General features: G+C 70.9%; 26 protein-coding genes and 1 pseudogene. 11 read left to right on the top strand and 16 right to left on the bottom strand.

The window, feature by feature from the left end:
- Nucleotides 1–259: 259 nt before the first annotated feature.
- From Aco04nite_RS35765 to Aco04nite_RS35745, 5 genes are all read right to left on the bottom strand, one after another.
- Nucleotides 260–637, bottom strand: a complete 378-nt coding sequence (locus tag Aco04nite_RS35765; RefSeq protein ID WP_213001651.1) for a DUF3037 domain-containing protein — start codon at nt 635–637, stop codon at nt 260–262.
- Entirely contained in the window at nt 634–1,380 is a 747-nt protein-coding gene (locus Aco04nite_RS35760) for a HipA family kinase (protein ID WP_213001650.1), read from the bottom strand. Before Aco04nite_RS35760 ends, Aco04nite_RS35765 begins: the two co-directional genes overlap by 4 nt.
- A gap of 10 nt (nt 1,381–1,390) precedes the next feature.
- Nucleotides 1,391–1,936 carry an ATP-binding transcription factor AbmR gene (gene abmR, locus Aco04nite_RS35755; RefSeq protein ID WP_213001649.1) on the bottom strand — a complete coding sequence of 182 codons (546 nt, stop codon included), beginning with the start codon at nt 1,934–1,936 and terminating at the stop codon, nt 1,391–1,393.
- Nucleotides 1,937–2,006: 70 nt separating this feature from the next.
- Nucleotides 2,007–3,491: a deoxyguanosinetriphosphate triphosphohydrolase family protein gene (locus Aco04nite_RS35750; protein WP_213001648.1), complete on the bottom strand. Its 1,485-nt coding sequence runs from the start codon at nt 3,489–3,491 to the stop codon at nt 2,007–2,009.
- Between the two features lie 34 nt (nt 3,492–3,525).
- Nucleotides 3,526–4,104, bottom strand: a complete 579-nt coding sequence (locus tag Aco04nite_RS35745) for an LURP-one-related family protein (RefSeq protein WP_213001647.1) — start codon at nt 4,102–4,104, stop codon at nt 3,526–3,528.
- Between the two features lie 118 nt (nt 4,105–4,222).
- On the opposite strand from Aco04nite_RS35745, the gene Aco04nite_RS35740 reads away from it, so the two are divergent.
- Nucleotides 4,223–5,347: an MBL fold metallo-hydrolase gene (locus Aco04nite_RS35740; protein WP_213001646.1), complete on the top strand. Its 1,125-nt coding sequence runs from the start codon at nt 4,223–4,225 to the stop codon at nt 5,345–5,347.
- A 10-nt stretch (nt 5,348–5,357) separates the two neighbouring features.
- Nucleotides 5,358–6,149, top strand: coding sequence for a class I SAM-dependent methyltransferase (locus tag Aco04nite_RS35735; protein WP_213001645.1), 792 nt, complete (start codon nt 5,358–5,360; stop codon nt 6,147–6,149).
- 25 nt (nt 6,150–6,174) lie between these two features.
- On the opposite strand, the gene Aco04nite_RS35730 is transcribed toward Aco04nite_RS35735, so the two are convergent.
- The 5 genes from Aco04nite_RS35730 to bioD form a co-directional block, all read right to left on the bottom strand.
- A complete protein-coding gene (locus Aco04nite_RS35730; RefSeq protein WP_213001644.1) occupies nt 6,175–6,369 on the bottom strand; it encodes a hypothetical protein in 195 nt (64 codons plus the stop codon).
- Between the two features lie 113 nt (nt 6,370–6,482).
- Nucleotides 6,483–7,379 (bottom strand): diacylglycerol/lipid kinase family protein, encoded by an 897-nt coding sequence (locus Aco04nite_RS35725; RefSeq protein WP_244876531.1) that lies wholly within the window; start codon nt 7,377–7,379, stop codon nt 6,483–6,485.
- 36 nt (nt 7,380–7,415) lie between these two features.
- Nucleotides 7,416–7,994, bottom strand: coding sequence for a GAF domain-containing protein (locus tag Aco04nite_RS35720; protein ID WP_213001642.1), 579 nt, complete (start codon nt 7,992–7,994; stop codon nt 7,416–7,418).
- A 100-nt stretch (nt 7,995–8,094) separates the two neighbouring features.
- Nucleotides 8,095–9,381, bottom strand: a complete 1,287-nt coding sequence (locus tag Aco04nite_RS35715) for a hemolysin family protein (protein WP_213001641.1) — start codon at nt 9,379–9,381, stop codon at nt 8,095–8,097.
- 21 nt (nt 9,382–9,402) lie between these two features.
- Nucleotides 9,403–10,236 carry a dethiobiotin synthase gene (bioD, locus tag Aco04nite_RS35710; RefSeq protein WP_438874973.1) on the bottom strand — a complete coding sequence of 278 codons (834 nt, stop codon included), beginning with the start codon at nt 10,234–10,236 and terminating at the stop codon, nt 9,403–9,405.
- An 870-nt stretch (nt 10,237–11,106) separates the two neighbouring features.
- Between bioD and Aco04nite_RS35705 the strand changes: the two genes are divergently transcribed.
- On the top strand, nt 11,107–11,664 hold the full coding sequence (locus Aco04nite_RS35705) for a GNAT family N-acetyltransferase (protein WP_244876530.1): 558 nt from the start codon (nt 11,107–11,109) through the stop codon (nt 11,662–11,664).
- Here the strand turns inward: Aco04nite_RS35705 and Aco04nite_RS50095 are convergent.
- From Aco04nite_RS50095 to Aco04nite_RS35680, 5 genes and pseudogenes are all read right to left on the bottom strand, one after another.
- Nucleotides 11,630–11,758 (bottom strand): annotated as a pseudogene (locus Aco04nite_RS50095) (DUF2716 domain-containing protein); the annotation flags it as partial. The gene Aco04nite_RS35705 and the pseudogene Aco04nite_RS50095 sit on opposite strands and share 35 nt — an antisense overlap.
- Before the next feature lie 3 nt (nt 11,759–11,761).
- Nucleotides 11,762–11,932, bottom strand: coding sequence for a hypothetical protein (locus Aco04nite_RS35695; protein WP_213001640.1), 171 nt, complete (start codon nt 11,930–11,932; stop codon nt 11,762–11,764).
- A 165-nt stretch (nt 11,933–12,097) separates the two neighbouring features.
- On the bottom strand, nt 12,098–13,165 hold the full coding sequence (locus Aco04nite_RS35690) for a GNAT family N-acetyltransferase (protein ID WP_213001639.1): 1,068 nt from the start codon (nt 13,163–13,165) through the stop codon (nt 12,098–12,100).
- Between the two features lie 94 nt (nt 13,166–13,259).
- Entirely contained in the window at nt 13,260–14,018 is a 759-nt protein-coding gene (locus Aco04nite_RS35685) for an ACT domain-containing protein (protein ID WP_213001638.1), read from the bottom strand.
- Between the two features lie 147 nt (nt 14,019–14,165).
- Complete coding sequence (locus Aco04nite_RS35680; protein WP_213001637.1) at nt 14,166–15,182, bottom strand: LacI family DNA-binding transcriptional regulator; 1,017 nt, start codon at nt 15,180–15,182, stop codon at nt 14,166–14,168.
- A 70-nt stretch (nt 15,183–15,252) separates the two neighbouring features.
- Here Aco04nite_RS35680 and Aco04nite_RS35675 point away from each other — a divergent pair, with 70 nt between their 5' ends.
- From Aco04nite_RS35675 to Aco04nite_RS35655, 5 genes are all read left to right on the top strand, one after another.
- Entirely contained in the window at nt 15,253–16,020 is a 768-nt protein-coding gene (locus tag Aco04nite_RS35675; RefSeq protein WP_438874969.1) for a pyrimidine reductase family protein, read from the top strand.
- Between the two features lie 96 nt (nt 16,021–16,116).
- The gene (locus Aco04nite_RS35670) at nt 16,117–17,877 is read left to right on the top strand and encodes an ATP-binding protein (protein WP_438874819.1); all 1,761 of its coding nucleotides are present in this window, start codon (nt 16,117–16,119) and stop codon (nt 17,875–17,877) included.
- Between the two features lie 9 nt (nt 17,878–17,886).
- Nucleotides 17,887–19,038, top strand: a complete 1,152-nt coding sequence (locus Aco04nite_RS35665) for an exonuclease SbcCD subunit D (protein ID WP_213001636.1) — start codon at nt 17,887–17,889, stop codon at nt 19,036–19,038.
- Nucleotides 19,035–21,524, top strand: coding sequence for an AAA family ATPase (locus Aco04nite_RS35660; RefSeq protein WP_213001635.1), 2,490 nt, complete (start codon nt 19,035–19,037; stop codon nt 21,522–21,524). The genes Aco04nite_RS35665 and Aco04nite_RS35660 overlap by 4 nt, the downstream gene beginning before the upstream one ends.
- The gene (locus Aco04nite_RS35655) at nt 21,521–22,492 is read left to right on the top strand and encodes a hypothetical protein (protein WP_213001634.1); all 972 of its coding nucleotides are present in this window, start codon (nt 21,521–21,523) and stop codon (nt 22,490–22,492) included. The genes Aco04nite_RS35660 and Aco04nite_RS35655 overlap by 4 nt, the downstream gene beginning before the upstream one ends.
- Nucleotides 22,493–22,598: 106 nt before the next feature.
- Here the strand turns inward: Aco04nite_RS35655 and Aco04nite_RS35650 are convergent, their stop codons facing one another.
- Nucleotides 22,599–23,501, bottom strand: coding sequence for an aldo/keto reductase (locus tag Aco04nite_RS35650; RefSeq protein ID WP_213001633.1), 903 nt, complete (start codon nt 23,499–23,501; stop codon nt 22,599–22,601).
- Nucleotides 23,502–23,588: 87 nt separating this feature from the next.
- Between Aco04nite_RS35650 and Aco04nite_RS35645 the strand changes: the two genes are divergently transcribed.
- From Aco04nite_RS35645 to Aco04nite_RS35635, 3 genes are all read left to right on the top strand, one after another.
- Nucleotides 23,589–24,290, top strand: a complete 702-nt coding sequence (locus Aco04nite_RS35645; RefSeq protein ID WP_213001632.1) for a TetR/AcrR family transcriptional regulator — start codon at nt 23,589–23,591, stop codon at nt 24,288–24,290.
- Nucleotides 24,291–25,228: 938 nt separating this feature from the next.
- On the top strand, nt 25,229–25,906 hold the full coding sequence (locus tag Aco04nite_RS35640; RefSeq protein ID WP_203838873.1) for a sigma-70 family RNA polymerase sigma factor: 678 nt from the start codon (nt 25,229–25,231) through the stop codon (nt 25,904–25,906).
- Nucleotides 25,906–26,682, top strand: coding sequence for an anti-sigma factor family protein (locus tag Aco04nite_RS35635; RefSeq protein ID WP_213001631.1), 777 nt, complete (start codon nt 25,906–25,908; stop codon nt 26,680–26,682). Before Aco04nite_RS35640 ends, Aco04nite_RS35635 begins: the two co-directional genes overlap by 1 nt.
- Nucleotides 26,683–26,849 lie beyond the last annotated feature (167 nt).

The following is a 26,849-nucleotide window of genomic DNA, read 5'->3' as shown; positions in this document are numbered from 1 at the left end:
GCATTTTTACGTCTCCGCCCAAGACATATAAGGCTTTCTGGCCTCACACCGCGTCGCTACGCGGCTGCCCAAAGTGAGTTGCTGCGGTCGCGCAAGCGCGCCTTGCGGAGGACCCCACTCGCGGGAGGCGCGCCAGTGGAAGCGCGATTGCGGGAGGCGCCTGCGGAGAGCCGCACCCGCTGGAGGCGCGCTCGTGGGGGAGGCGCGCTCGTGGGGGAGGCGCGCTCGTGGGGGAGGCGCGCTCGCGGGGGAGGCGCGGTTAGCGGACGAGGAGCTCGACCAGGCGGTCGAGCTCCGCGGCGGGGTTTTCGGCGAGGCCCATGTGGACCGGGCCGGCCTGCAGGATGGTGCTGCGGGGGGCGACCATCCAGCGGAAGCGTTCGCCCTGTTTCATCTGGCGGGCTGCGCCGCTGTCGGTGCCGCCCGCGCAGGTGATCTCCCAGGAGTTGAGCGCTGCCCGGATGCTGTCCAGGTCGGCGTTGGGGTCGAGGGCGAGCAGGCGGGGCTCGTGCAGGTGGGTGCGGGCGGCGAGGAAGTCGAGGCGGTGGCTGTAGAGGACGACGCCGACGTTGATCAGTTCGCCGCGCTCGACGCGGGGGACGGCGCGGATGATCGCGTACTCGTAGGGGGCCTTCACGCGGGCACCCAGGCGTCGGGGGCGGCGGCGCGGGCGAGAAGGTGTTCCCGGTAGGCCGAACGGGCCGCGGACGGGGAGTCGAAGTCGAACTCGGCCAGCCACTCGTCAGGCACCAGGGCGAGCACGTCGTCGAGCACTTCCCCGGTCAGCTGCGGGACGACAAAATCACGAGCTGAGGGCAGGGCCGTCGCGTACGGCTTGAGCACATGGTCGTCCCACTTGTAGGGCCGGTGGACGACAGCCGCGGCGCGGGGCCAGTTGTGGTGGAAGTACAGCGTGGCGCCGTGGTCGATGAGCCAGAGGTCGCCGTGCCAGATGAGCAGGTTAGGGTTTCGCCAGCTACGGTCGACGTTCTCGACGAAGGCGTCGAAGACCAGCACCCGGGAGGCCAGCTCGGCGTCGACCGGGTGCGCGACCGGGTCGTACCCGAGGGAGCCCGGCAGGTAGTCCATGCCGAGGTTGGCGCCGGCGCTGGCCTTGATCAGCTCCTGGACCTCCTCGTCGGGCTCGGCCCGGGCGACGACCGGGTCGAGCTCGACGACGACGAGCTCGGGGACGGGCAGGCCGAGACGGCGGGCCAGCTCCCCGGAGATGACCTCGGCGACCAGGGCTTTGGGGCCCTGGCCCGCGCCGCGGAACTTCACGACGTAGGTGCCGAGGTTCTCCGCTTCGACGATGCCGGGCAGCGACCCGCCCTCGCGCAGGGGCGTGACATAGCGGGTGGCAACGACATCGGGTAGCACGGGGACAACCCTACTGAGGACCCTTTCGGCGCAGATCCTCGACCTTGGTCATGGCGTCCCGCAGCTCCGTGAGCCACTCGTCGGTGTGCTCGCCGACGAGGCGGACACACCAGGCCAGGGCCTCGGAGCGGCTGCGGGCCACCCCGGCGTCGACCAGCGTGTCGAGCACCTGCCGCTCCGGCTGGCGCAGGCGGGTCATCACCGGCGCCGACAGGTGCGTGAAGAGCTCCTGGCTGTCGCCGCAGCGCACACCCCAGCTCACCTTGCGCTGGTAGCGGTGCTCGACCTGGAGCGCGACCTTGATCCGGTCCTCGCGGGTGTCCTCGCGGAACTGGTGGATCCGGCCGGCCTGGGCGGCCGCCTTGTCGGCGTCGGTGGCGTCGGCGCCGAGCTCGGGGGTGGGCACGCGGCCCCAGATCAGGATCTCGTCGCGGTCGACGATGACCTCGGCGGGCTCGGTGAACCACCCGTCGGGGGCGGCGCCGGTGATCCAGGCGGCGGCGTCATCGGCGGGTGGCGGTTCGGTCCGGGTTCCGGACGGTGGGCGGAAACGCATGGTTGTACCTCCCGGTGCTGTAGCTGATTACATGCTTACACCGTTGCAGGCGTTGCACCACCACATCCGCTCAGAGCACAAAAGCATCGGTCCAGAGCTGACGGGTACGCCCGGAGAGCGCCTCCATCAACGCCACCGCCTGGCTGTCCGTCAGCGCTGCCACGTAATCGATCACCGCTCGCCCGCGAGCCCGCGAGATCCGGTCCGGTGTCCCCTCGGGCAGCTCGTCCTCGGCCAGCTCCACGAGGTCCCGGATGCGCCGTGGGAGCCGCTCGACCTCGTCAGGGTCGGCGAGCCACGCCAGCAACGCCTCAACCAGCGACGCGAGCAGCCGCGCCTGACCACGCTGGTGCAGCGCCAGGTCGGGGCGGGCCAGCACGAAGCGGTTCTGCACGAACTTGAGCACCTGCACCTCGTGCCACTGCGCCGGGGCGAGCAGCACGTGACCCGAGCGCACCGCCGGCGTCCCGGTCACCTCGATCGAGTCGACCAGCCGCTTCGTCCACGTCGCCGAGAACGCCGCGACCTGGGATTCCGCCTCGAACGAGCCGTCGAAGGGTGCGCTGAGGAGACCGTCGACGAGCTCAGCTCGTACCTGCTCGATTGCCGCCGCGAAGGCATCGTCATCGGCCACCCACCCGTCCTTGCGGTGCAGCTGGCGGCGGAGCATCTCGATCGCCGTGCCGGAGCGGCGCTGGTCGAGGTCCTCGTCGGCGAGGCCCGAGTAGGAGGTGCGCTGCCAGGCCATCAGCTCGGCGGCGACCGCGCCCTGCTGCAGGACGCCGACCCGGTGCACGTCCTCGAGGTCGTGGATCGCGTACGCGATGTCGTCGGCCGTGTCCATCACCGAGGCCTCGGGGGTCTGCTGCCAGTCCGCGACCCTGCCGCCGAACGGGAGCCGGGCCTCGACCATGTCGCCGACCTCGGTCGTGTACGCGCCGAACTTCAGCGAACCGCCGTCCGGATCGTCGGCCGGCGCGGCGGCTCCCCGCGGCGGCGGGTCCATGAGGCGCGGGTGCGGCGCGGGGTGCGTACGCCTGGTCCAGGGGTATTTGAGGATCGCGGCGCGGGTGGCGGCAGTGAGATTGAGCCCGATGGTGGCCTGGCCGCGGATCTCCGTGCTGGTCACGATGCGATACGACTGGGCGTTGCCCTCGAACCCGTCGCGCAGCCGCAGCCGCTGGCGGGCCAGGTTGTCCAGCACCCGCTCGCCGAGATGGCCGAACGGCGGGTGGCCCAGGTCGTGCGCGAGCGCGGCGGCCTCCACGACGTCCGGGTCGCAGCCGCCGAGCTTTTCGAGCTCGTCGGCGTACCGGCGCAGCAGGTTTTCCGCGATCGCCCGCGCGACCGACGCGACCTTGAGACTGTGGGTGAGGCGGTTGTGCACCAGCAGTCCGGCGCCGCCGGGGCTGATCACCTGGGTGACCCCGCCGAGCCGGGCGAAGAACGGCGAGCTCACGATCCGGTCCCGGTCGACGCGGAACGGGCTGGTGGCGAGGTCGCCGGGGGCGACGAGACCATCACCGAAGAGGCGCCGGGCGCGCGGATCATCCATGCGCCCGACGCTATTACATGAACTCAGCGGGAGGTCATCGAGACTGGAGAGCGTCCAGGGCGACGGCCATCGCGGCGACCAGCCGGCGGTCCAGCGCGGGGTCGTGGATGGTCACGACGTAACGGTCGCGCAGGCCCCACTTCTTGACCACGCTGAACGCCGGGCGGTCACCCAGCAGGAAGTCGAAGTGGTACGGCAGCCACGACAGCGAGTCGACAAAACGGCGCAGGATCGCGACCGTGAGGTTCGTCTCCCGGCCGACCATCTCGCCATGCCCGGGCTGCTCCAGGTGCCACGTGGAGCGCAGCAGCGATTCCTTGAAGTTCTTGCGGAACAGACCGATAGGTGTCCCCGCGGCGTCGGTGACGTCGTAGGTCGCACCCAGATCCATGACCTGGCGTGCCTTGAAGCCCAGGACGGGAGTGGTCTTCTTGTCGTCGGTGTAGAGGGTGACCTGCTCCTTGAAGGCCATCCGCTTCTGCTGGGCGAAGGCCAGGATGCCGGCCTCCGAACCGTCCGGAGCGACGGCGTGGACCTCATATTGGTTGACCATCAGGCGCACACGCTGGCGCACGATGAGTTGCTGCTGGGTCTGAAGGGTGTCGACAGTCACGGGGCGCAGTGTGACATACCTCCCGTTGCTGAGATGTCCCACAGCAGCGCGGTGGCGCAGTGCCGCCGGGGCGGACAGACTTGAAACCCGGGACAGAATTGACACGGAGGAACCGCGCATGACGAAAGAGGCAAACGGCCGTCGGCGGCGGGCAGGTGGATGGGTCGCCCTCGCGCTGGGCGCCGCGGCGGTGTGGGCCGCCCACGACATCCCGCTCCAGATGGGCTCCCGCAAGATCGGCAAGCGTGCCGACGGACAGCGTGGCGAGCGTTACCGCAGCTCCCCGCAGTTCTCCGAGGGCAAGTTCCGCAACACGCTGCCCGCGACCGAGATGGCGCCGGCATCGATGTCGCGGGTGCTCGCCGCGACCCTGACGAACCGCGACCGGCGCCACCCCGGCTCCCCGATCCCGGTGATCACCCCGGAGACAGGTGGCGACGGCCTCTACGTCACCTGGTACGGCCACTCGTCCGCACTGATCGAGATCGAGGGTCGCCGCGTCCTGATCGACCCGGTGTGGAGTGAGCGCTGCTCGCCGTCGCGCCTGCAGGGCCCCAAGCGCCTGCACGAGCCGCCGGTCGCGCTGCGGGAGCTGCCCCCGATCGACGCCGTGGTGATCTCCCACGACCACTACGACCACCTCGACATGGAGAGCATCCGCAACCTGGTCGACCTGCAGGCCGCGCCGTTCCTGGTGCCGCTGGGCATCGGTGCGCACCTGGAGCGCTGGGGCGTGCCCGCCACCCGGATCATCGAGCTGGACTGGGACGAGCGCGCCACCGTCGCCGGCATCGAGTTCATCGCAACGGCAGCCCGGCACTTCTCCGGCCGCGGCTTCACCCGCGACGAGACGCTGTGGGCGTCCTGGGTGATCAAGGGCCCGAACCGCAGCGCCTTCTACTCCGGTGACACCGGCTACTTCCCGGGCTTCGCCGAGATCGGCGAGCAGCACGGCCCGTTCGACGTGACCCTGGTGCAGGTCGGGGCGTACGGCGACGCGTGGCCCGACATCCACATGCAGCCCGAGGACGGCGTCGCGACCCACGTCGACGTCCAGGGTGGCCTGATGATCCCGGTGCACTGGGCGACCTTCAACCTCGCCCTGCACGACTGGCCCGAGCCGGCCGACCGCGCCTGGGCCGAGGCGAAGGCGCGCGGCGTCAACCTCGCGATCCCGCGCCCGGGGGAACGCGTCGACGTCGACAACCCGCCAGCGGTCGACGGCTGGTGGCAGCAGCTCTAGGTTTAGCGGTATGCCGCCTTTCGATGAACTGCTCTACGCCGGAAGCGCGGTGCACTACCCGAGCGGCCGCATGCCGTACCCGTCCGCCCTGGCCGACGCCCTCCGGGGCGAGCTGGGGCTGGACGGGAGCGGCCGGCTGCTCGACGTCGGCTGCGGCCCCGGGCCCCTGACCACCCTGCTGGCGCCGCTGTTCGCGGAGGCGACAGGAATCGACGCCGACGCCGACATGATCGGGGTGGCTCGTGCCGCGGCGCCCGCAATCTCCTGGCGTCGCCTGCACGCGGAGGAGTTGCCGGCCGATCTGGGAACGTTCCGGGTGGTCACCTTCGCCCAGTCGTTCCATTGGATGGACCGCGAGCTGGTGGCCAGGCGGGTCCGCCCGATGATCGAGCCGGGCGGCGCCTGGGTGCACGTCTCCGCCGCCACCCATCGCGGGCTGCCGGGCTCCGCAGTGCCCTGGGACCGGATGGACGCGCTGGTCGCGGCGTATCTCGGGCCGGTGCGCCGGGCCGGGCGGGGTCTGCTGCCGGACGGAACCCCGGGCGGCGAGGAAGAGATCATGCGGGCTGCTGGTTACCGGGGGCCCGCGCGGTTGCCGATCACCGGTGGCGACGTGTTCAACCGGACCGCTGACGACATCGTCTCGTCGGTCTTCTCGCTGTCCTCGTCGGCGCCGCATCTGTTCGCCGAGCGGCTCGGCGACTTCGAGGCCGAGCTGCGTGGCATCCTGCGGCAGGCCTCGCCGTCCGGCCTCTTTGCCGAACGGCGAGGTGCAGTTGAAGCGGTGGTGTGGCGGCCTTGAAGCTCGGGCCTGTGTCTGACCGGCCCTAGCTCGCGGCGTCCAGGGCGGCCACTACGAAGATGGCGAGGAAGAAGAGCCCGCCGAGCAGCATCGGCCGGACGTGGCCCAGGTAGATCTTGTGCTTCGCGTGCACGCTGCGCCTCGTTGCGCCTGCGTGGGTGCGACTCACCCGATAGCCGATCACGATCACTGCGGCCGCGGTCAGAACCGTGGCGCTCACTGCGGCATTCTGGTGGTACGGCATTGCGAACCCCCTGGAGATGCGGAGCGGTGTGCCGGACGCTCTCAGTGTGGAGGCCCGGTACGCCAGCTGACCAGGTGATTTAAGTGCATTTAAGAGGACTTATCGCCCGTACGCTGGCGGGGCACACAAACTTTTACCGCCCCGGGAGCCACGGAGACCCGGATTTTCTTCACCGCGTCACGGGCGCCGCCGTCCAGCTCGTACGTCAGCGGCTCCCGCAGTTTGACGTCGATCCTCCGGGCCCGCGTCATGTGCACGAACGGCGACTCGTCCGAGCGCCCGACCGCCATCTGCCCCATCGTGCGCGCCCACTGAGCGGCACCCCGCGCGGTCGCCACCCCGACGTCCAGCCAGCCGTCGTCCGGCTTAGCGTCGTCGAAAGCGTGGATGCCGCCGGTCACCGTGCCCACGTTGCCGACCAGCACGCAGCTGGCCTCCTCGTCGAACCAGGCGGTGCCGTCCACCTTGATCTTCGCCCGCGGGGACTCGCCGTTGACGTTGCGCAGGCCGGTCCAGACGTACGCCAGCTTGCCCATCCGGTCCTTCAGCTTCCCGTCCGCGTCGTGGATCATGGCCCCGTCGAAGCCGATGCCCGCCATCACCGCGAAGTGCTCGCCGTTGAGAACACCCAGGTCGAGCTTGTGCCGCTCGCCGTGGAACGCGTTGTCGACCGCACCCGGCAGATCCGCCGGCACGTGCAGGTTGGTGGCGAGCAAATTCGCGGTGCCGGCGGGGATGATGCCGACCGGGATCTTCGCCTTGGCGCCCGCGATCGCGTCGAGGCTGCGCTGGACCATCCCGTCCCCGCCCCACACGATCAGCAGGTCGGGCTCCTTCTTGATCGCCTTGCGCACCTGCTTCGGGGCGTACTTGCTCTTCGGCACCTCGTACCAGAACAGGTCCTCGACGCCCTGGTCAGTGATGAGCCGGCGCAGCTCGTCGAGGCCGCCGCCGAGGGTCTTGCGCTGATGGGCGATCACAGCCACTTTCCGGGGGGTCCGCATGGGACGCCGACTTACCCGTTAGTTGACGCTCTCACGCATGCGCTGCTCGGCGGCGGCGCTGCGAATGACCATCAGCCGCAGCTCCAGCTCGTCGGAGACCATCGATGCGAGATGCTCCAGGGCGGTGAGCTGGCGCTTCGTCGCCTCGCGGGGCTTGTTGTCGATCACGTTGACCGTGCCGAGCCGATAGCCGTCGTGCGTGCGGATCGGGGCGGCGGCGTAGAAGCGCAGGCCCAGCTCGCCGCGGACCAGGGGATGCTCCAGCGTGCGCGGGTCCACCGCCGCGTTGTTGATCACGTAGACGTCGTCCTGGGCGATCACCGACGCGCACAACCCGGGCTCCTTGCCGACCTGGCGGATGCCGTCGAGCCCCTGACACGCGGCCAGCCAGACCCGGTCCTGTTCGACCAGCGACACGGTGGAGATGGGAGTGTCGAAGATGGCGCCGGCGACGAAGGCGATCCGGTCGTACGCGTCCTCGCCGGGCTGGTCCACCAGCCGGTAGCGCCGCACGGCGTCCAGGCGCCGCCGCTCCTCGGGGCTGACGTTGTCGAGGTACTCGTAGGCCCCGCCGGACACCGGGTTGCTGTTGGTCATATTTAGACCCTAGTGAAACTTCCGGGGGTCTCCGCAATGGTGCGACGCGCCAATCTCGCTCCGGGGGTGTCCCGGCGCGGGAATGTCGCACAAGCTGTGCTCATTCCGAGGGTTCCCGCTCGCCGGCCAGCGCCCGTAGCCGTACCCGTGTGATCGCCCGGCCGGTCACCTCGACCACCTCCGCGGTGAACTCCGGCAGCGTCACCACCTCACCCGGAGCCGTCGGGATGTGCCCCAGCGACGCCAGCACCTTCCCGGCGATCGTGGTGTAGTCGCCGTCGTCGTGCCCGTTGCCGTCGAACCCGATGTCCGGCAGGTCATGGATCGGGAACGAACCCGGCATCAGCAGCGCGCCGTCCGGCTCGTGCACCACGGACTGCACGTCCCGGTCGGTCTCGTCGTAGATCTCCCCGACGATCTCCTCGACCAGATCCTCCATCGTGACGATGCCGTCGATCGCGCCGCGCTCATCCACGACCAGGGCCAGCTGCGCGCGTTCCAGCCGCAGCTGGCGCATCGCGTCGGAGACCCGCAGCGTCTCGGGCAGGAACAACCCCGGCCGGGCGAACCCGTCCACCGGTCCCTGCGCGTTGACCAGCTCCCGCAGATGGACCACGCCGACCACGTCGTCCAGCCCGGCCGGCCCGACAACCGGCGCCCGTGAGTGGCCGCCCGCGATCAGCTGGGTCAGTGCCTCGCTCGCCGGCAACCCCGTCGCCAGCGTCAACACGTCCCGGCGCGGCACCAGGATCTCCCGCAGGATCCGGTCGGCGATCTCGAATGCCCCGGAGATGATGGTGCGCTGCTCCGCCGAGAAGTCCTGCTGCGCGGCGACCATGTCGCGGATCTCCTCGGTGGAGACCTCCTCACGCTGTGCTTTCGGATCCACCCCGGCGAGCCGCACCACCATGTCGGTGGACTTGCTCAACAGCCAGATCGCCGGGCGCGAGATAGTCGAGAGCAGGTCCAGCGGGCGGGCCACGAGCAGGGCCCATCCCTCCGTACGCTGCATGGCGATCCGTTTCGGCGCCAGCTCACCGATCACCAGCGTGATGAACGTCAGCGCGATCGTCACCAGCACGATCGAGACCGGCTCCGCGGCTGCCCCCAGAAACCCGAGCGGCTCGACCAGCGGCTTCGACAACGACACGGCGGCCGCGGCGGAAGCCAGGAACCCGGCCAGCGTGATGCCGATCTGGATCGTGGCGAGAAACCTGTTCGGGTCCCTCGTCAGCCGGCCCAGCACCGGACCCGCCCTCGTGCTGCGCTCCAGCTTGTGCACCTGGCTGTCCCGCAACGAGACCAGCGCCATCTCACTGCCGGAAAAGGCCGCGTTCACCAGCACCAGGACCAGCACGAGCACAATTTGCCCGCCTATGCCATCCACGCCCAGCCTCGCTCCGTGATGTCAGCCGGCCTCTTCGGCCCAGACCCGCCAATCATCCAGTACGCCGTAGAGCGCGGGCGTGAGCCACCCCGGCGCCGACCGGTGAAATACCCCCGGATCCATCCGGCCGGCATCAGCGGGCAGCGCCCCGATCAGATTCGGCACCAGCTCGGTCAGGTTCGCCCAGTGCACGAGCTGCGGCTCGGCCGGCCACGCCCCGAGCACCACCTTCGTCGCGACACCCCGGCGGGCCAGCGCCTCCAGGGTCAGCGCGGTGTGATTCAACGTCCCCTGCCCGGCGTGGGTCACCACGATCGTCGGCGCCCCCAGGCTCGTCGCGAGATCCGCCATCGTCCAGGCATCACCCGACGGCCGTACGCCCATCGGCACCAGCAACCCGCCGGCCCCCTCGACCAGCACCAGGTCGTGCTTCTCCGCCTCGGCCCGGACGGCGTCAACCACCTCGTAGAGCTCCAACGGCTCCACCCCGGCGATCCGCGCCGCGGTCAACGGCGCCAGCGACTCCGGATAGGACGCCATCGTCCGGCAGGTGTGCGGAGCCGCCAGCCGGGTGATCAGCTCGGTATCGGTGAGGCCGCCCTGAGCCGTACCCGTCTGACCCGGCTTGACCACCGCCACCCGCAGCCCGGCCGCCTGCGCCGCCACCACGATGGCCGACGTCACCACCGACTTGCCGACCTCGACATCGGTCCCGGTGATCAGCACGATCCCGCGCCACTCCCCGGCTTCCGCGGGCCGGGCCGTCGGACGCGCCGCCGGGGTGGCTCCAGCTTCTGCCGCCGACGCGGGCTTGCCAGTCGTCTCAGCCGCTGTGGAGCCGGGCCTGTCGGGCATCTCGGCCGGTGTTGCGCCGGGCCTGTCGGGCGTCTCGCCCGGTGTTGCGCCGGGCTTGCCGGGCATCTCGGCCGGTGTGGAGCCGGGCTTGTCGGGCATGGAGCCGGGCTCGCTGGGTGCAGGGTCTGGTTCGTTCGGCGTCGGGTTGGGGTCGGTCCGCCAAGGTTCGCTCGGCGTCGGGTTGGGGTTGGCCGGCCAAGGTTCGTCCGGCGAGGGGGAGACCGGGATGGGGCCGCCCGGGCCGGAGGGTGTGGGTTCTTCCACCGGGTCTGGCTCCGGTTCGCCCAGCGACCACGCCGGGGTCTGTGCGTGGGAGTGCGGGCGGGGTTCCGGTCGCGGCCAGTCGGTGTCAGCTCGGGACCAGGCGGCTTCGGCCCTGGCCCGCGCGGTTCCGGCCCGAAGCGGTGCGGTGCCGGTCCTGGGCAGGGCGGTGCCGGTCCTGGGCAGGGCGGTGCCGGTCCTGGGCGGGGCGATATCGGTCCGGGGTGGCGCGGTATCGGCTTTCGGGCGGGGAGGTGGGGAGAGGAGCTGGAAGGTGGGGTCGGGCTGGGCTTCTGGTTGGAACCAGACGTCGGGCCGGGCGGGGGTGGTCCGGTCGGTTGTCACGGTGCGTACTCCACGATCACGTTCGAGGCGCGCCCGAGGCCGCGGGCCGGGGTGCCCGGGCTCGAGAGTTGGGGATGGTCCGGCCGGTTGCGGGCGTGGGGCCCGGGCGTCGCGTGCCAGCCCGTCACCGCACCCTCGCAATCAAGACACCGAACCGTTTCGCGGGCGAAACTACCACTCCCCGATGAGTAGGGTACGGGTACGGCGGCGCTGCCCCTCGGCGCCCGGATCGACCTCGCCGGGGCGCGACCACGATGGAGCGACATGCCGGAAATCTCACCGACCGGGCTGCTGCGCGGAGCCCAGGTAATGCTGCGTCCCGCTACGCAGAGCGACGTCCCGGCTCTCGCCGCCATCCGCGCTACCCCCGAGGTCCGCGCCCGGTGGCGTGGCGACGATGACACCGCGCCGGAGATCCACGCCGCGATCGGGGACGCCGGGCTGCAGCTCCTGACCATCCTGCTCGGCGAGCGGGTGGTCGGCGCGATCCAGTGGTCCGCCGAGGAGGATCCGGAATACCGGCACGCGAGCATCGACATCTTTGTGGACCCCGGTGTGCACGGTCGTGGGGTCGGCACGGATGCGGTGCGGGCGCTCACGGCGTACCTGACAGAGGTTGAAGGTTTTCATCGTCTGGTGATCGACCCGGCGGCGGACAACGCTGCCGCGATCCGGTGTTACACCAAGGTCGGCTTCCGGCCGGTCGGCATCATGCGCCAGTACGAACGGTCCGCCGACGGCACCTGGCACGACGGCCTGCTGATGGACCTGCTCGCCACCGAATTCGTCAGCCTGCCGCCGGATGGTCATTCACCCGTCTGACCGGCAGCCAACCGGTCAGCATCGGCACCAGGACGGGCATCAGCCGCGCGCCGAAAACGCACAGCGTCTGCTCCCAGGGATGGCCGAACGTGCCCTCTCAGTCCAGGACGAGCAGGCGCTCGCTGGGTGGGAAGGTCTGGGTCATCGCGTAGAGGGCGATGGCGTTGACCGCTGAGTGCCCGGCGGCGAACCTCGGGCCCGGGTTGGTGAAGAGCGGGCTGAGATCGATCGTGACCGAGGGCGTGGGTTCGATGATGGCCCGGCGCACTGCGGCGAATGGGCCGGATACCCATCGGCGACGGTGGACCCGGGCGGGGTCCACCGTCGCCGCTCTCACCCGTCACCCGAAGGTGGCAGGAGCGTGTCGCCGTCGCCCTCAGAGCGACGGCAGTCTGTCACCGCCGCCCAAGGAGGCGGCGGAAGTTTGTGGTCGTCAGCCGGACGTGGCGCGGGTTGTTCTGGTCGCCGGGTGGCGTTCGGTGACGGGGAGGGTGACGCTCAGCAGGTTGCCGTCGCGGTCGCCCTGGGCGGCGCCGAAGCGGCGCAGGGTGCGTAGGGCGGCGACGTTGTCGGCGGCGATGTGGGCGACGATGGCTTCGAGGTCGGCGCGGCGGGCCCAGGCCAGGACGCGGCGGAGCAGGGCCGTGCCGATGCCGCGGCGTTGCCAGTCGTCGCCGACGAGGAGGGCTGTCTCGCCGAGGTCGCCTTCGGTGAGGAGGTTGGCCATGGCGGCGACTCGTTCCTCGCCGGTGGCCGGGTCGAGGTGCATGGCCAGCAGGGTGAGGCCGGTGGCGGGCTCGAGGAGGCGGCGCAGGCGGGCGTCGGCCGGGACCGTGAGGCCGGTGAGGTAGCGGCGCTGGCGGGACTGGTCGGAGCTGTCGGCGTGGAGGCGGCGGACGCCGTCGAGGTCGTCGGCGGTGGCCTCGCGGATGAGGAGCTCGCTGCCGTCGGGGAGCAGCAGGGTGGCCTGCTCGGCGCCGCGGCGCAGGACCGCGCTGCCGACCTCGACCAGGGCCTGGGCGCGGGCGTATTCGGCCGGGGTGAAGGCGGGGGCCGGGCGGATGACCTCGTAGGTGCCGCCGGCCGGGTCGATCAGCGTCATGTGCTGCTCGTCGTAGCCGTGCAGCACCACCGTGCCGGCCGGGCGCCAGCGGACCTCGGCCGCGTCGAGCAGGGCGACCAGGGTCTCGCCGAGCGAATCCGGGTCGTGGACCAGGCGGCCGGCCAGCGCGAGTGCGCGCGTGGGCTGGTCGGCCAGGCCCTGGGCCTCGGCGCGGGTGACGAAGGCCTCGCGGCCGCGGCCGCGGGCGATGGCGGCCTGCAGCTCGTGCTCCGACATGGTGTCGGGGGCGTCGACGAGGAAGTCGTCGACGGCACCCTCCTCGGTGGTGTGCACCTGGACGGCAAGGATGTTGACCGATCGCAGGGCGAGGCTCGCTGTCAGCACCGACAGGTAGCCCGGCCGGTCATCGACTGTTGCCCTGATCCGCCACAACGCCATGCGTGGGCACTCCCCTCCGGATCGAGACGCTCCCTTGAATCGAACTTAAGCGTCTCTCGCCGGTGTTACCTGCACATTGCCTGAGCTGCGGGAACTATGAGGGGTCAATCACAGCCGATGCGACCGGAGGCACACCGGCCCGGTCGAGGCGGTCGCCGAGGATCACGGCGGCGGCACGGACCAGCTGCGCGACCCGGTCGACCTCGGTGATGTGGAACGCCGCGGCGGGCAGTCCGTCGTCGTCCGAGCGGGCGAGCACCAGGACCAGGCCGGCCCGGCCGAACGGCGCCACGGCGTACTTGGTGGTGTCGGGGCCGAGCATCGGGCGGGCGCGCAGCGGGGTGACCTCGGGCAGGTGCAGCGGGGACGGGGCGCGCCAGCTCGCATACGCCACCGCGGGCTCGCTGTCCATGTGCATCCGCAGCGACGGCTCGTCGGCGGGCGGCCGGGGCGCGGCGGAGCGTGCGGCCCAGTCGGCCGGGACCACGGCGGCCGCGGCCCAGTCGGCTGCCAGCAGACCCGGGACGGCGTCGATCAGGGTGGCCAGGCCGTCCGCGGGGTTCGCGGCGACCTGGGCGAGCAGTTCGGCGTCGTGGCCGCCGGAGACCGGGGCGCCGATCGCCTTCCAGACGCCGTCGACCTGGACGCCGGGGATCGCCGCGAGGCCGGCGAGGAGCCGCTCGACGCGGGACGCCCCCGGCCAGACGACGGTGAAGTCGTCGACGGCCCGGCCGCCGAGCCGCTCCAGCACCACGACCTGGACGATGTCGGCTCCGGCGACGCCAAGCGTGCGCGCCACCTGGCCGAGCGCGCCAGGACGGTCCGGCAGAGTGACCCGTACCCGCAGCAACATGCAGCTCCTCCCGTCTGGAAGACGGCACGGCGGTGCCGTCCGAGATGCGCCCAGCTTGCCGGGGTGGCATTTCGCGCCGGTTGCGCCGCCATGTCTCGGCCGTCAAGACGCATAGATATGCGCTGAATCACATTCAGCCTAAGACAGTCAGGCAGTGCCGCGACGCACCAGGTGGGTGTCGAGCAGAACGTGAGAATTCTCCACCGGCTCGCGGCGGATGCGGCTGACCAGGAGCTCTGCCATGCGCCGGCCCATGTCCTCGACGGGCTGGTGCACCGTGGTGAGCGGGGGCTGGGTCTGGCGGGCGACGGGCGCGTCCTCGAAACCGACGACCTGCACGTCCTGCGGCACCAGCCGGCCGGCGTCACGCAGAGCGCGCATGGCACCGCTGGCCATGAGGTCGGAGGCGGCGAAGACCGCGTCGAGGCCCGGCTCGCGATCGAGCAGGGCCCGCATCGCGCTCGCGCCGCCCTCCTCGCTGAAGTCGCCGACCTCGATCAGCTCGCCGCCGCGCACGGCCGCGCGGTATCCGGCGAGCCTGCCCCGGCCGACCTCCATGTCCTGCGGACCGGCCACCGTGGCGATCCGCGAGGCGCCGTTCGCCTGCAGAAACTCGACCGCCTGGCGGGCGCCGGAGACGTTGTCGACGTCGACGAAGAAGTCCTCGGGGTGCGGGTCCACGGGCCGCCCGCCGAGCACGAAGGGCATGCCGCGGTCGCGCAGGATCCCCGGCAGCGGGTCCTCGTCGTGCAGCGACAGCAGCAGTACGCCGTCCACGTGGTGACCCGTCAAGTGATTCACGACACGTTCACGCTGCTCGGGCGAGGCGGCCATCGCGAGCCACAGCTGCAATGGCGTCTCCATCAGGGCGGAGTTGATGCCACGGAGCACGCCGGCGAAGAAGGGCTCGCCGAAGAGCCGCTCCTGAGACTCCGAGACGACGAGCGCCACCGAGTCGGTGCGCTGGGTCACGAGGGAGCGGGCGGCGCGGTTGGGCACGTAGCCCAGCTCCACGATGGCGGCCTCCACAGCGGCCTTCGCCTGCGGGCTGACCTGCGAAGAGCCGTTGAGGACGCGGGAGGCTGTGCCCCGGCCCACCCCGGCTCGAGCCGCGACGGCGTCGAGCGTCGGGCGTCCCGCGGAGCGGACAGGCTGCCTGGTCATGGGCGCATTATTCTCCAGCCGAACGTCGTGTGTCTGCCCGGTCCGCGTACGTACCGAATAGGGTTGGTCCATGATCTGTCCTGCCTGCCGGGAGCTGCGGCACGAGGACTGCCGGGGTGGTTCCTGGTGCGACTGTCAGCACCGGACCGGCCTCGCCATGATCCCTGATCACCTCGCGGACCGCTACCCACGGATGGCGTCCCCGACACTGCGGGTCAACTTCATCAGCAGCGTGGACGGGGCGGCGACGGTCGACGGCAAGTCCGGCGCGCTGGGTGGCCCGGGGGACAAGAAGATCTTCGACACGCTGCGGATGGTCTGCGACGCGCTGGTCGTCGCGGCCGGCACGGTGCGCGCGGAGAACTACGACGGGCTGCGCCTGAACGAGCACAGCCGTACCTGGCGCAAGGGCCAAGGTCTGCCCGAGTTCCCCCTCATGGTGATCGTCTCGGGCAGCCTCGATCTCGATCCGAAGCAGTTGGTCTTCGCCGACGCGCCGGTCCGCCCCCTCGTTTTCACCCGCGCGGGCGCCGAGCCACCGCCGGGCCTCGCCGAGGCCGCCGAGATCATCGTGCTGACCGATCTCGCCGGGATGATCGCCGAGCTGCACAAACGTGGGGCCACGCAGATTCTGTGCGAGGGCGGGCCGCACCTGTTCGGGGCCCTTCTCGCGGAGGACCTGGTCGACGAGCTCTGCCTGACAATCGCTCCGATGCTCGCCGGCGGCAGCGCAGGCCGCATAGCAACGGGAGAAGACGGCCCGCCGCGCAAGATGTCACTGCTCAGCTCGCTCTCCGAGGACGACTATCTTTTTCTTCGGTACGCCCGGAGCCGCTAGAAGTTGTGGATAAGTCTGTGGATGACCCCCATAACTTGTGGACAACGCATGCCAACCGACGTGCCGTCCGTCAACTTGTCAGACCCCTGGTGCAACATGATCGGCGTGTCTGACGAAGTTGAACTGGCAAATGACCCCGTGGGCCGCGTCCTGGGCACCGCCGACGCGACCCCGTTGCAGTTCTGGACGGCCGTGACACCTGGCAGCTACCTGCAGCTCGACGACGTGGTCGTGACCAAGCGTGACCTGCCCGACCGCGAGCCGGTGACGATCGCCGGCGTGGTCACCCAGGTCCGGGCCCGCCACGAGGGCGCCCAGTTCGACTCGGACGTGTTCGCCATCGCCGAGGGCACCCTGCCCGCGCTGGTGCAGGAGGCAGCCGAGATCACCACCACCCGCGTCGACCCGGAGCTCTACGTGCCGCCGGCCCCGGGCGCCGTGGTGCACCGCGCGACCGGTGCGGCCCGCGACGCCGCGCTGCACTTCGACCGGATGGAGCGCCGGGTGCCGATGGGCACCGGCCGCGACGGCGTGCCCGTCTTCCTCAACGCCGACTTCCTCGACGGCACCCGCGGCGCGCACGTGTCGATCTCCGGCATCTCCGGGGTGGCGACCAAGACGAGCTTCGCGACGTTCCTGCTCTACTCGGTGTTCCGTTCCGGGCAGCTCGGCGCCGACGGCACCAACGCGCGGGCGCTGATCTTCAACGTCAAGGGCGAGGACCTGCTCTTCCTCGATCACCCCAACACCAAACTCGACGATCGGACGCGGGCCGCGTACAAACTGCTCGATCTGCCTGCGACGCCCTTCCCGGACGTCCGGGTCTATGCGCCGCCGCGGGCCAACGACTCCTCGGGTGCGCCCGACGTCGCGAGCCGGCTGACCGGGGTCGACAGCTTCTACTGGACGATCGAGGAGTTCTGCGAGAAGCGGCTGCTGCCGTATGTCTTCGCGGACGCCGACGACGAGCGCCAGCAGTACACGATGGTCGTCCACTCCGTCACCGCCCACCTGGCCCGGCACGCGGTCCCCGCCGAGGGCGGCATCAGCATCGACGGGCGCCGTCTCGGGTCCTACGGCGACATGGTCGACCACATCGTCGATCAGCTCACCGACGACGAGACCCGCTCCACCTGGGCCGGCAGCGCGGTCAACATGGGCACGGTCAACGCGTTCGCGCGCCGGCTGATCGGCAGCAAGCGCGACCTCTCCCGGCTGATCCGCGGTGACCTCGCCGCCCGCCGCCCGCACCAGATCAAGACCGCGGAGAGCGCCCAGGTCACCGTCGTCGACCTGCACAACCTGCCCGACCGGGCGCAGCGCTTCGTGGTCGGTGTCACCCTCAAGACGGAATTCGAGGACAAGGAGAAGGCGGGCACCGGTCGCCCGCTGCTCTTCGTGGTGCTCGACGAGCTCAACAAGTACGCCCCTCGCGAGGGCTCCTCGCCGATCAAGGAGGTGCTGCTCGACATCGCCGAGCGGGGCCGCTCCCTCGGCGTGATCCTGATCGGCGCCCAGCAGACCGCCAGCGAGGTCGAGCGCCGCATCGTCACCAACTCGGCGATCCGCGTGGTGGGCCGGCTCGACCCGGCGGAGGCCTCCCGCCCCGAATACGGCTTCCTGCCACCGGCGATGCGCCAGCGCGCCCTGCTGGCCCGGCCCGGCACGATGTTCGTCAACCAGCCCGACATCCCGGTGCCGCTGTGCGTGGAATTCCCGTTCCCGGCCTGGGCCACCCGAAAGTCCGAGTCCGGGCCGCCGCCGGCCGAAACGATGCGCTCGATCGTGCAGGGCGTCGACCCGTTCGCGGTCGTGGGCGGCCGCAGCGGCTCCTCGGACGACGACATTCCGTTCTAAGGTTCTGCGATGCGCATCCTGCACACCTCCGACTGGCACGTCGGGAAGGTCCTCAAGGGACGCACCCGGCACGAGGAACACATCCGGGTCCTGGGCCAGGTCGTCGACGTCGCCCGCGCCGAGCGGCCCGACCTCGTCATCGTGGCCGGTGACCTCTACGACACCGCCGCGCCCTCGCCCGACGCGACCCGCGTGGTCACCCGGGCGCTGTCGGCGCTGCGCCAGACCGGGGCCCGGGTCGTGGCCATCGGCGGCAACCACGACAACGGCCAGGCCCTCGACGCGCTGCGGCCCTGGGCCGACGCTGCCGGCATCGAGCTGCGCGGTTCCGTCCGCGACAAGCCCGAGGACCTGATCCTCAAGGGCGAGACCGAGGGCGGCGAGAAGTGGCAGCTCGCTGCCCTGCCGTTCCTCTCCCAGCGGTACGCGATCCGCGCCGTCGAGATGTACGACCTGACCGCCGCCGAGGCCAACCAGACGTATGCGGATCACATCGCGCGCCTGATCGCGCGGCTGAGCGAGGGCTTCTCCGAGCCCGGCGTGGTCAACCTGCTCACGGCCCACCTGACCGTGGTCGGGGCCAGCGCGGGCGGCGGCGAGCGCGAGGCGCACACCATCATGGGGTACGCCGTCCCGCCGACCGTCTTCCCGCAGAACGCGCACTATGTCGCCCTCGGTCACCTGCACCGTTCCCAGCGGGTCATCGGCCCGGGCCCGGTGCGTTACAGCGGCAGCCCGCTCGCGATCGACTTCGGCGAGGAGGAGAACGTCTGCTCCGTGGCGATCGTGGACGTCGGCGTCGACAAGGCGGCCCAGACCCGCGACGTGCCCATCACCTCGGCAAAGTCGCTCCGCACGGTGCGCGGCACCATCGAACAGCTCGCCACGGTGAACCTTCCGGATGCCTGGCTCCGTGTCTTCGTCCGTGAGACGCCCCGGGTCGGCCTGCGCGAGGACGTGCAGGAGTTGCTGCCCAACGCGCTCGAGGTGCGGATCGATCCCGACATGATCCCCGACAAGTCCGGCGAGCGGATGGCCCAGCGCGCCGGGCGGTCCCCCCGTGAGCTCTTCGGCGACTACCTCGACAACAAGGGCACCGCCGAGGAAGGCGTCCGGGAACTCTTCGACGAGCTCTACGACGAGGTGAGCAGCACCAAATGAGGCCTTTGCGGCTCGACATGGCCGGGTTCACCGTCTTCCGGGACGAGACCACCGTCGACTTCACCGACGCCGACTACTTCGCGCTGGTCGGGCCGACCGGCTCGGGCAAGTCGACCGTGCTCGACGCGATCATCTTCGCCCTCTACGGCACCGTCCCGCGCTGGGGCGGCAGCCGGGGGATCGTCAACGCACTCGCGCCCTCGTCCACCGAGGCGCGGGTCCGGCTCGTCTTCGAGTCCGCCGGCTCGCGTTACGTCGCCACCCGGGTGGTGCGCCGCGACGGCCGGGGCAACGTCAAGACCGCCGGCGCCGGCCTGCAGCTGATGCCGCCCGGCTTCGACGTGACCCGGCTCGACACCGGGATGAGCCTGGACGACCTCGGCGACGTGCTGGCCGGCACCCCCGCCGAGATGGACTCCGCCGTCGTCGAGGCGGTCGGCCTGCCCTACGAGCAGTTCACCAGCTGCGTGGTGCTCCCGCAGGGCCAGTTCGCCGACTTCCTGCACGCCAAGCCGGCCACTCGCCAGCAGATCCTGGTCAACCTCCTCGGGCTGCACGTCTACGAGGAGGTGCAGGCGCGGTCGACGGCGCGGGCGAGCAAGGCCGAGGCGCAGCTGCAGGTCGTCGACGGGGCGCTCGCCAACCTCGCCGACGCCGACGACGAGGCAGTCGAGGTGGCTGCGACGAGGCTGGCCGCCATGCGGGAGCTGACCGCCGCGGTGGAGCAGGCCGTGCCGCGGCTCAAGGCGGTCCGCGATCGGGAGGCCGAGCTCGCGGCCGCCCGGGATGCCGTCGCTCAGGAGCTCGCTCTCCTGGGCCGCGTGCGTACCCCGGAAGGAAGCGCACAGATCTCACGAGCCGCAGCCGAGGCGCGGGTTGCTGCCGAGAAGGCGGTCGCCGGCGTGCGGTCGGCCGAAGAGCTCGAGGAGAAAGTACGCGGTGAGCTCGCGGCCGCGGGTGACGCGGGCTCGCTCGGGCTGATGCTCGACCGGCACATCGAGTTCGACCGCCTCACCGACCAGGCCGAATGGTTCGCGGGGCAGGTCTCCGTCGCCGAGGTCGAGTGCAAGGACGCCGTGGCCTCCGCCGAGCTGGCCCACCACGCCAAGCTCGGCGCCGAGCAGCTGCTGGAGCAGGCGCGCCTCGACTACGCCGAGGCGCAGGCGCTCGACCGGGCCGCCGCGCTGCGCGCCCACCTCACCGCCGGCCATGAATGCCCGGTCTGCGAGCAGCAGGTGACCACCGTGCCGCCGATGCCGGCCGGTTCCGCGGTCCAGACCGCCGAGCAGCAGGGCAAGGCCGCCCGATCGGCCTCCGACGTCGCCGCCAACGCCTGGAAACAGCGCGACGCCGTGGCCCGCGAGCTGGAGCGCGGCCTCGACCGCAAGCGCGCCCAGTTCGAGCATCACAAGTCGCGCCTCGCCGAGGTCAAGGTCGCGCTGGCCGACTCGCCGGGCCAGGACGCGCTCAAGACCCGGCTCGCGGAGCTGACCAAGCTCCAGCGCAAGCTCGACAACGCCGGCGCGGACGTGCGTACGACCCGGGAGGCCCAGCGCCGCGCCCAGGCCGCGGTCGCCGCAGCCGAGGAGCAGCAGCGCACGGCCTGGCGGTCCTTCGACGCGGTCCGCGACGCGGTCGCCCGGTTCGCGCCCCCGCCGGCCGACCGCGACGACCTGGCCGCCGCCTGGGCGACGCTGGTCGAGTGGGCCCGGCAGTCCGCCAAGGAGCGCGAGGTGGCCCGGGGCGAGGCCGCCACCGCGGTCGAGGCAGCCAACGCCGAGACCCGGCGCGCCCGCACCGAGGTGGTCGCCCTCTTCACCGACGCGGAGCTCCCGGCGCCCGCCGGTGGCGCCGACGCGGACCTGATCCGGGCAGCGGCGGTTGCGGCGGAGCGGGCAGAAGCCGCGTGGCAGCGGCTCAGCGACCGGCGCGAGGAAGCCCAGGCCTACGCCGAGCAGCGCGCCGGTCTGGTCCGCGACAACCGGGTCGCCAAGGCCCTCGCCGGTCACCTGCGCGCCAACAACTTCGAGCGCTGGCTGCTCGAAGAAGCGCTGGACCTGCTCGTCGACGGCGCCTCGCGGATCCTGCGCGAGCTCACCGGTGGCCAGTACGACCTCATGCACGACAAGGGCGAGTTCTACGTCGTCGACCATCACGACGCGGGCCTGCGCCGGGCCGTGCGCACGCTGTCCGGCGGCGAGACGTTCCAGGCCTCCCTCGCGCTCGCCCTGGCCCTCTCCGAGCAGCTCGCCGGCATGTCGACCACGGCGGCCAGCCTGGAGTCGATCGTGCTGGACGAGGGCTTCGGCACCCTGGACGCCGCCACGCTCGACGTGGTCGCGGCCACCCTGGAGAACCTGGCGGCCCGCGGTGACCGCATGGTCGGCGTGGTCACCCACGTGCACGCCCTCGCGGAACGGGTCCCGGTCCGCTTCGAGGTGCACAAGGACGCCCGTACGGCACACGTGGAGAGGCTTGGCCTTTGACCAGAATGTTCGTCGACGCGTGGGACCCGTCCTACGGAGCCTCCTTCGAAGGCGGCGACGCAGCGGACGGCCCCGGCTCACCCAGCAGCGCCCAGGTCAACACCGACGTCGAGGTCCCCGCCGACCAGTGGGCCCCCGTCGACGTCCCGGCCCGCCTGAAACCCCCGGACGTCGTCTTCCTGGTCGACGGTGTGCGCCGCAACGACGCGGGCCTCTGGACAGCCGAGGAGGACGGCCAGTCCTACGCGGGCCTGGCCGCCTCCTACGCCGCCGGCGTGGTCCGCTGCGACCTCCACAACGGCCGCGCCGAGCTGGCCGGCGCCCGCGTCGCCCGCGGCCTCTTCACCGCCAGCCCCTCAGCGGAGGACGTCACCGCGGGCTCGGTCCGCTACGAGGTCCACCGCGTCAGCGGCACGGGCGAGGCCAGCAAACTCCCCGCGGCCGTCCAGCCCCCGCTGACCGCCCTGGAGATCGACATCTCCAGCGAAGCCCGCAACCACGGCTCCGACGGCGCGGACCTCCTGGTGGTCGACGGCCCGCTGCGCAACCGGCGCCAGCTGCCCCGCACGATCGGCTACATCAAGACCCAGCAGAAGCAGTACCTCTCGGCGGCCCTGACCACGGTCGTCACCTCCCTCAAACCGGCCCAGCGCACCCCGGTCTTCGGCATGGGCACGGTCTGGGGCGGCTGGTCCTGGTACCTCCGCCTCCCCGGAGCCTCGGGCGCACCCTGGGCCGGCATCGTCCGCATCGAATGCTCCCCGGACCTCACCCCGGACCAGGCCATCGAGCTGGCAGAGCTCTCGGCAGCCACCCTGCCCCGCTTCGCCTCCTCGGCCTACAAGGACCCCCGCGCCCCGCAGAACCTCGTCCCCATCGCCGGCCTCGAACGCCGCCTCCGCGGCATGCTCGGCGACTCCCGCGTCCTCCACCGAGCCCTCACAACAGCCACCTCGCGCCTCCGATAGCGCCCGGCTTGTCACCGCTTTGGTAGCGCCGTCGCTAGCCGCTTGCCTTTGGTAGCTCTGGGCAAGCGGTCTGGGCCGTCGGCCGCTGCCTTTCCTCGCCCTCTGGTCAGCTCGTGCCGAGGGTGGCTGTCCGGAGGATGGTGAGGGTGGACTGGTCGGGGCGGTCGAGGGCGGCCTGGGATTCGTCGGCGATGGCGGTCAGCTGGGTGACCTCGGCGTCGGTCAGGTCGGCGGCGATGTCGGCTGCGGTGAGGTTGGCGCGCAGGTGGGCCGGGTCGGCTGTGCCGGGGATGAGGACGATGGCGGGGGAGCGGCGCAGGAGCCAGGCCAGGGCGATCTGGGCCGGTGTCGCGCCGAGGCGCTGGGCGGGGGCGGTCAGCGCGGCGTGATCGGTGAGCTGACCGGAGGCCAGCGGGTAGTACGGCACGAACATGATGTCCTGGGCCTCGCAGTCGGCGAGGACCTGGACGCCGCTGCGGTCGAGCAGGTTGAAGCGGTTCTGCACTGCGGCGATCGGGGTCAGCTTCTGCGCTCGGGCGAGCATCTCCGGGGACGCGCCGGACAGTCCGATCCGGCGGATGAGGCCCTGGTCGCGCAGCTCGACGAGGACGCCGAGTGACTCCTCCAGCGGCACGTCGCTTTCGAGGCCGCCGTAGTCGCCGCTCAGCCGCAGGTAGGTCAGGTCGCTCACGTCCGTACCCAGATCGGTCAGGGACTCGTGGACCTGCTGCCGGATCGTGTCCGGGTGATCGGTGACGATCCACGATCCGCCGGGGCCGCGGCCCGCGCCGACCTTGTTGCCGATGATGACGTCCTCGGGGAAGGGGCGCAGAGCCTCCCCGATCAGCTGGTTCACGGTCCGGGGCCCGTAGGCGTTCGCGGTGTCGAAGAACGTGACTCCCAGCTCGACCGCCAGGCGCAGCACCCGCCGCGCCGAACCGGGGTCCTCCGGCAGGCCCAGGACGTTGGGGCCGGCGAGCTGCATGGCGCCGTATCCGACTCGGTTCATCGTTCACTCCCTGCTCGTATCAGTGCCACGCCGAATCGCGTATCACTGTCTGAGTCAGTGATACGCCAACTGGCGTAGCATTGCAACGTGGATGACGCGAAGACCCGTACCCGGCGGCAGATCCTCGAGGTGGCGGCCGGGATCCTGGAGCGGGAGGGGGCCCAGGCGGTCTCGACCCGCTCGGTCGCCGCCGCGGCCGGCATCCGGGCCGCGTCGCTCTACCAGCTGTTCGGCGACAAGGACGGGCTGCTGGCGGCCCTGGCGATCCACGCCTTCGACCTCTACCTGGCCGAGAAGAGCACGCTGGCGCCCAGCGGCGATCCGGTTGACGACATGCGCCGCGGCTGGGACAGCCACGTCGATTTCGGGCTGCGCCACCCGGCGTTCTACCTGCTGATGTTCGGCACCGACCGGCCCGGTCGCCGCCCGCCCGCCGGCGAGGAGGCCAACCGCCTCCTCCTGAGGTTCATCGGCCGGATCGCCGACGCGGGCCGGCTCCGGGTCCCGGTCCCGCTGGCCGCGAGCCTCTCCCAGGCGGCCGTCATCGGCGTGACGCTGTCCCTGATCGGTGCCCCGGCCGGCGAGCGTGACCCGGACGTCTCCATCCGGATGCGCGACACTCTCATCGACTCCCTCATCACCGACCCGTCCCCGATCGTGGACGCCACCGTCGCCGCGCGAGCCCTTGCCCTCGACGCGGCCCTTGCCGCCGCGGGCGACCCGGCCCTTCCCCTCCGCCCGACCGAGGCAGCCCTCCTGCGCGACTGGCTCCAGCAACTCGCTCGATAACGGCGCACCGCCCCGCCGTGCCTGGATGGGGCGGCGCGGTCCCCTGGCCGTGTCTGCACTTGGGTGGTGCGGTGCCCTGGCTGAGTCTGGATGGGCGGCGCGGTGGCTCTGGCTGTGCCCGGATCGGGGCTGTGAGGCGTCCCCCTCATGCCCGGATCGCCGCTGTGAGGCCTCCCCCTCATGCCCGAATTGGGGCTGTGGACCTCCCCGTTATGACCGGATTGGGTGGCGTGGTGCCCTTGTCATGCCCGGGCTGAGTGGTGCGGCGCGCTCGCTGATCCGGATCGGGTGACGGTGCGGTCGGATTGGGCCGCGCGGCGTGCCCGGTGGGGCTTACAGGGGGGTGGTGCGGCGCGCCGTGGGATCGATCGGAAGGCGCGGCGCGCCCGGGATGACCGCGCTGGGCTGCTTGTGTTGATGACTATCCAGATTGCGCGGTGCGGGGGTTAGCGGATCGGATGGTGGTGACTCTCCGAAACGGATCATCTCGGGGATTGTGGCTTTCGCACCTTTTGGCGGTGGGTGGGGGGACCTGCTCAGGGTGGCTTTTGGATTACTCAGTGATGACGCCGGAGGGGCTTTTGCGACGCACTGTAAAGAGTGCGTAACGGGCTGCTGATGCGGCATCGTCCGAGCGTGTGGGATGCGCACTGCGCGTCTGTCGTTGCAGCCGTTTCGCTGAGTATTATTCGCGTGCCCCGGGGGTCGTATCGGCTCCCATGGATGTAGCGCCCCCTGTTGCGCGTCCTGGACAGCCCGTGTTCGGCGGGTTGACCGGTCGTGCCCATACGCGCTTTGAACCGGAGGAATCTCTTGCGACTGCGCGTCCATGCTCCCGCGCCTCCGCACTGCCCGGAAATTTTCCCGATCGCTTTGATCCCGGCGGGCCCGCTGGCCCGTACTAGGGGCGACGGGGAAAGCACCGGCAGGAGGAATCGATGCATGCGACGGTCATGGAGCGGCTCGCGCCGGAACGGGTGGGCGTCATGACACAGCAGCGTTCCGGAGGCCGGTGGCAGGCTCTCGACGGAGGCCGTAGTGCTGGCAATGATGACGGCGTGATGCCGCGGCAGGCCCGCCATGAGGCCGGGTCCGCGACCGCGAGTCACGAGGACACGCTTGTCCGGATGCTCTACGAGGAGCACGCGGGACCGCTGTTGATGTTTGTTCTGCGCCTCACCGGCGGGGACAGGCAGCGGGCCGAGGACATCGTTCAGGAGACGCTGCTGCGGGCGTGGCGCAATGCCCACCGGCTCGGCGCCCAGGGGCAGCAGTCGCTGCGGCCCTGGCTGGTGACGGTGGCCCGGCGGATCGCGATCGACGACCACCGCAGCGTCAGTGCCCGCCCGCCGGAGACGTACGACCGCGAGCTGGAGAGTTTCCCCAGCACGGCCGACGACACCGACCGGGTGCTGCAGTTGATGACGGTGACCGACGCGCTCAAGACGCTCAGCCAGTCGCACCGCGAGATCCTTGTTGAAACGTACTTCCGGGGCAAGACGGTCCCGGAGGCCGCGGATGTGCTCGGCCTGCCTCTCGGCACGGCCAAGTCGCGGGTGTACTACGCCCTGCGGGCCCTGCGTACGGCTCTGCAGCAGCGGGGGGTGACCGAGTAATGACGCAGGAACAGCACTTCGACGTCGCCGCGTACGCCTTGGGCGTGCTCGACGAGCGTGACGCGGAACGGTTCGAGGATCATCTGATCGACTGCCCGGCCTGTGCGATCGAGCTGGAGTCGCTGCTGCCGGTGGTGGACATCCTCAGCGATGTCGACGCCGACGCACTGGTGGCCACCGAGCAGTCGCGCAAGGACGGCCTGGTCCTCAAGCAGATGATCGGCGAGGTCCGCACGGAGCGGCGCAGGGCGAACAGCCGGCGGCTCTACACGCTGGCCGCCGCGGTTGTCGTCTTCGCGATGCTGTCGGTCGGCGCGCTCTTCGCCGGTGGCCAGTGGTTCGCCCCCGAGAAGTCGAGCGGTACGACGGTGGCGGAGGGGTCGAGCAAGACGCTGGACCCGCTGCCCGATCCCGGAGACGGCATCGGTGTCGGTGGCCCGGACCTCAAGGGTGAACTGGTCGGTGGCCAGGATCCCCGCACCGGCGTGAAGCTCCAGGTGGCGTATGAGGAGAAGGACTGGGGCACCCAGGTCTCCTTCGCGGTCGCCAACATCTCCGGGCCGAAGGCGTGCCGGCTCGTCGCCGTGCGCCAGGACGGCACCACCGAGGTCCTCTCCACCTGGACCGTGGGGGAGAAGGGCTGGGGCACCGCCGCGCAGAAGGAGCCCCTGCTCCTGCAGGCTGCCACGGCTCTGCCGAAGAGCGACATCGCGCATGTCCAGGTGCAGGAAGTCGACTCGAAGGGCGATGCGGAGACACTGGTCCGCGTTCCCTGATCCAGCACTGAAACAAGCCCAGCACTGCAACAGGCCCGGTCACCCGAAAAGGTGGCCGGGCTTTTGTGTTCCCCCGAATGGGACGCAGCGAAATCAGGCAATTACAGCCCGCGACGAAAGCTGTGGAAGTCCAATCAATTACGGATCGCGGCGGCGAAGGGTTCAAA

The organism is Winogradskya consettensis, assembly GCF_018332715.1.
In the GTDB taxonomy this organism is placed as follows: Bacteria; Actinomycetota; Actinomycetes; order Mycobacteriales; family Micromonosporaceae; genus Actinoplanes; species Actinoplanes consettensis.
Note: the sequence above shows the minus strand (reverse complement) of the source record. Positions and strands in the feature narration are given on the sequence as shown.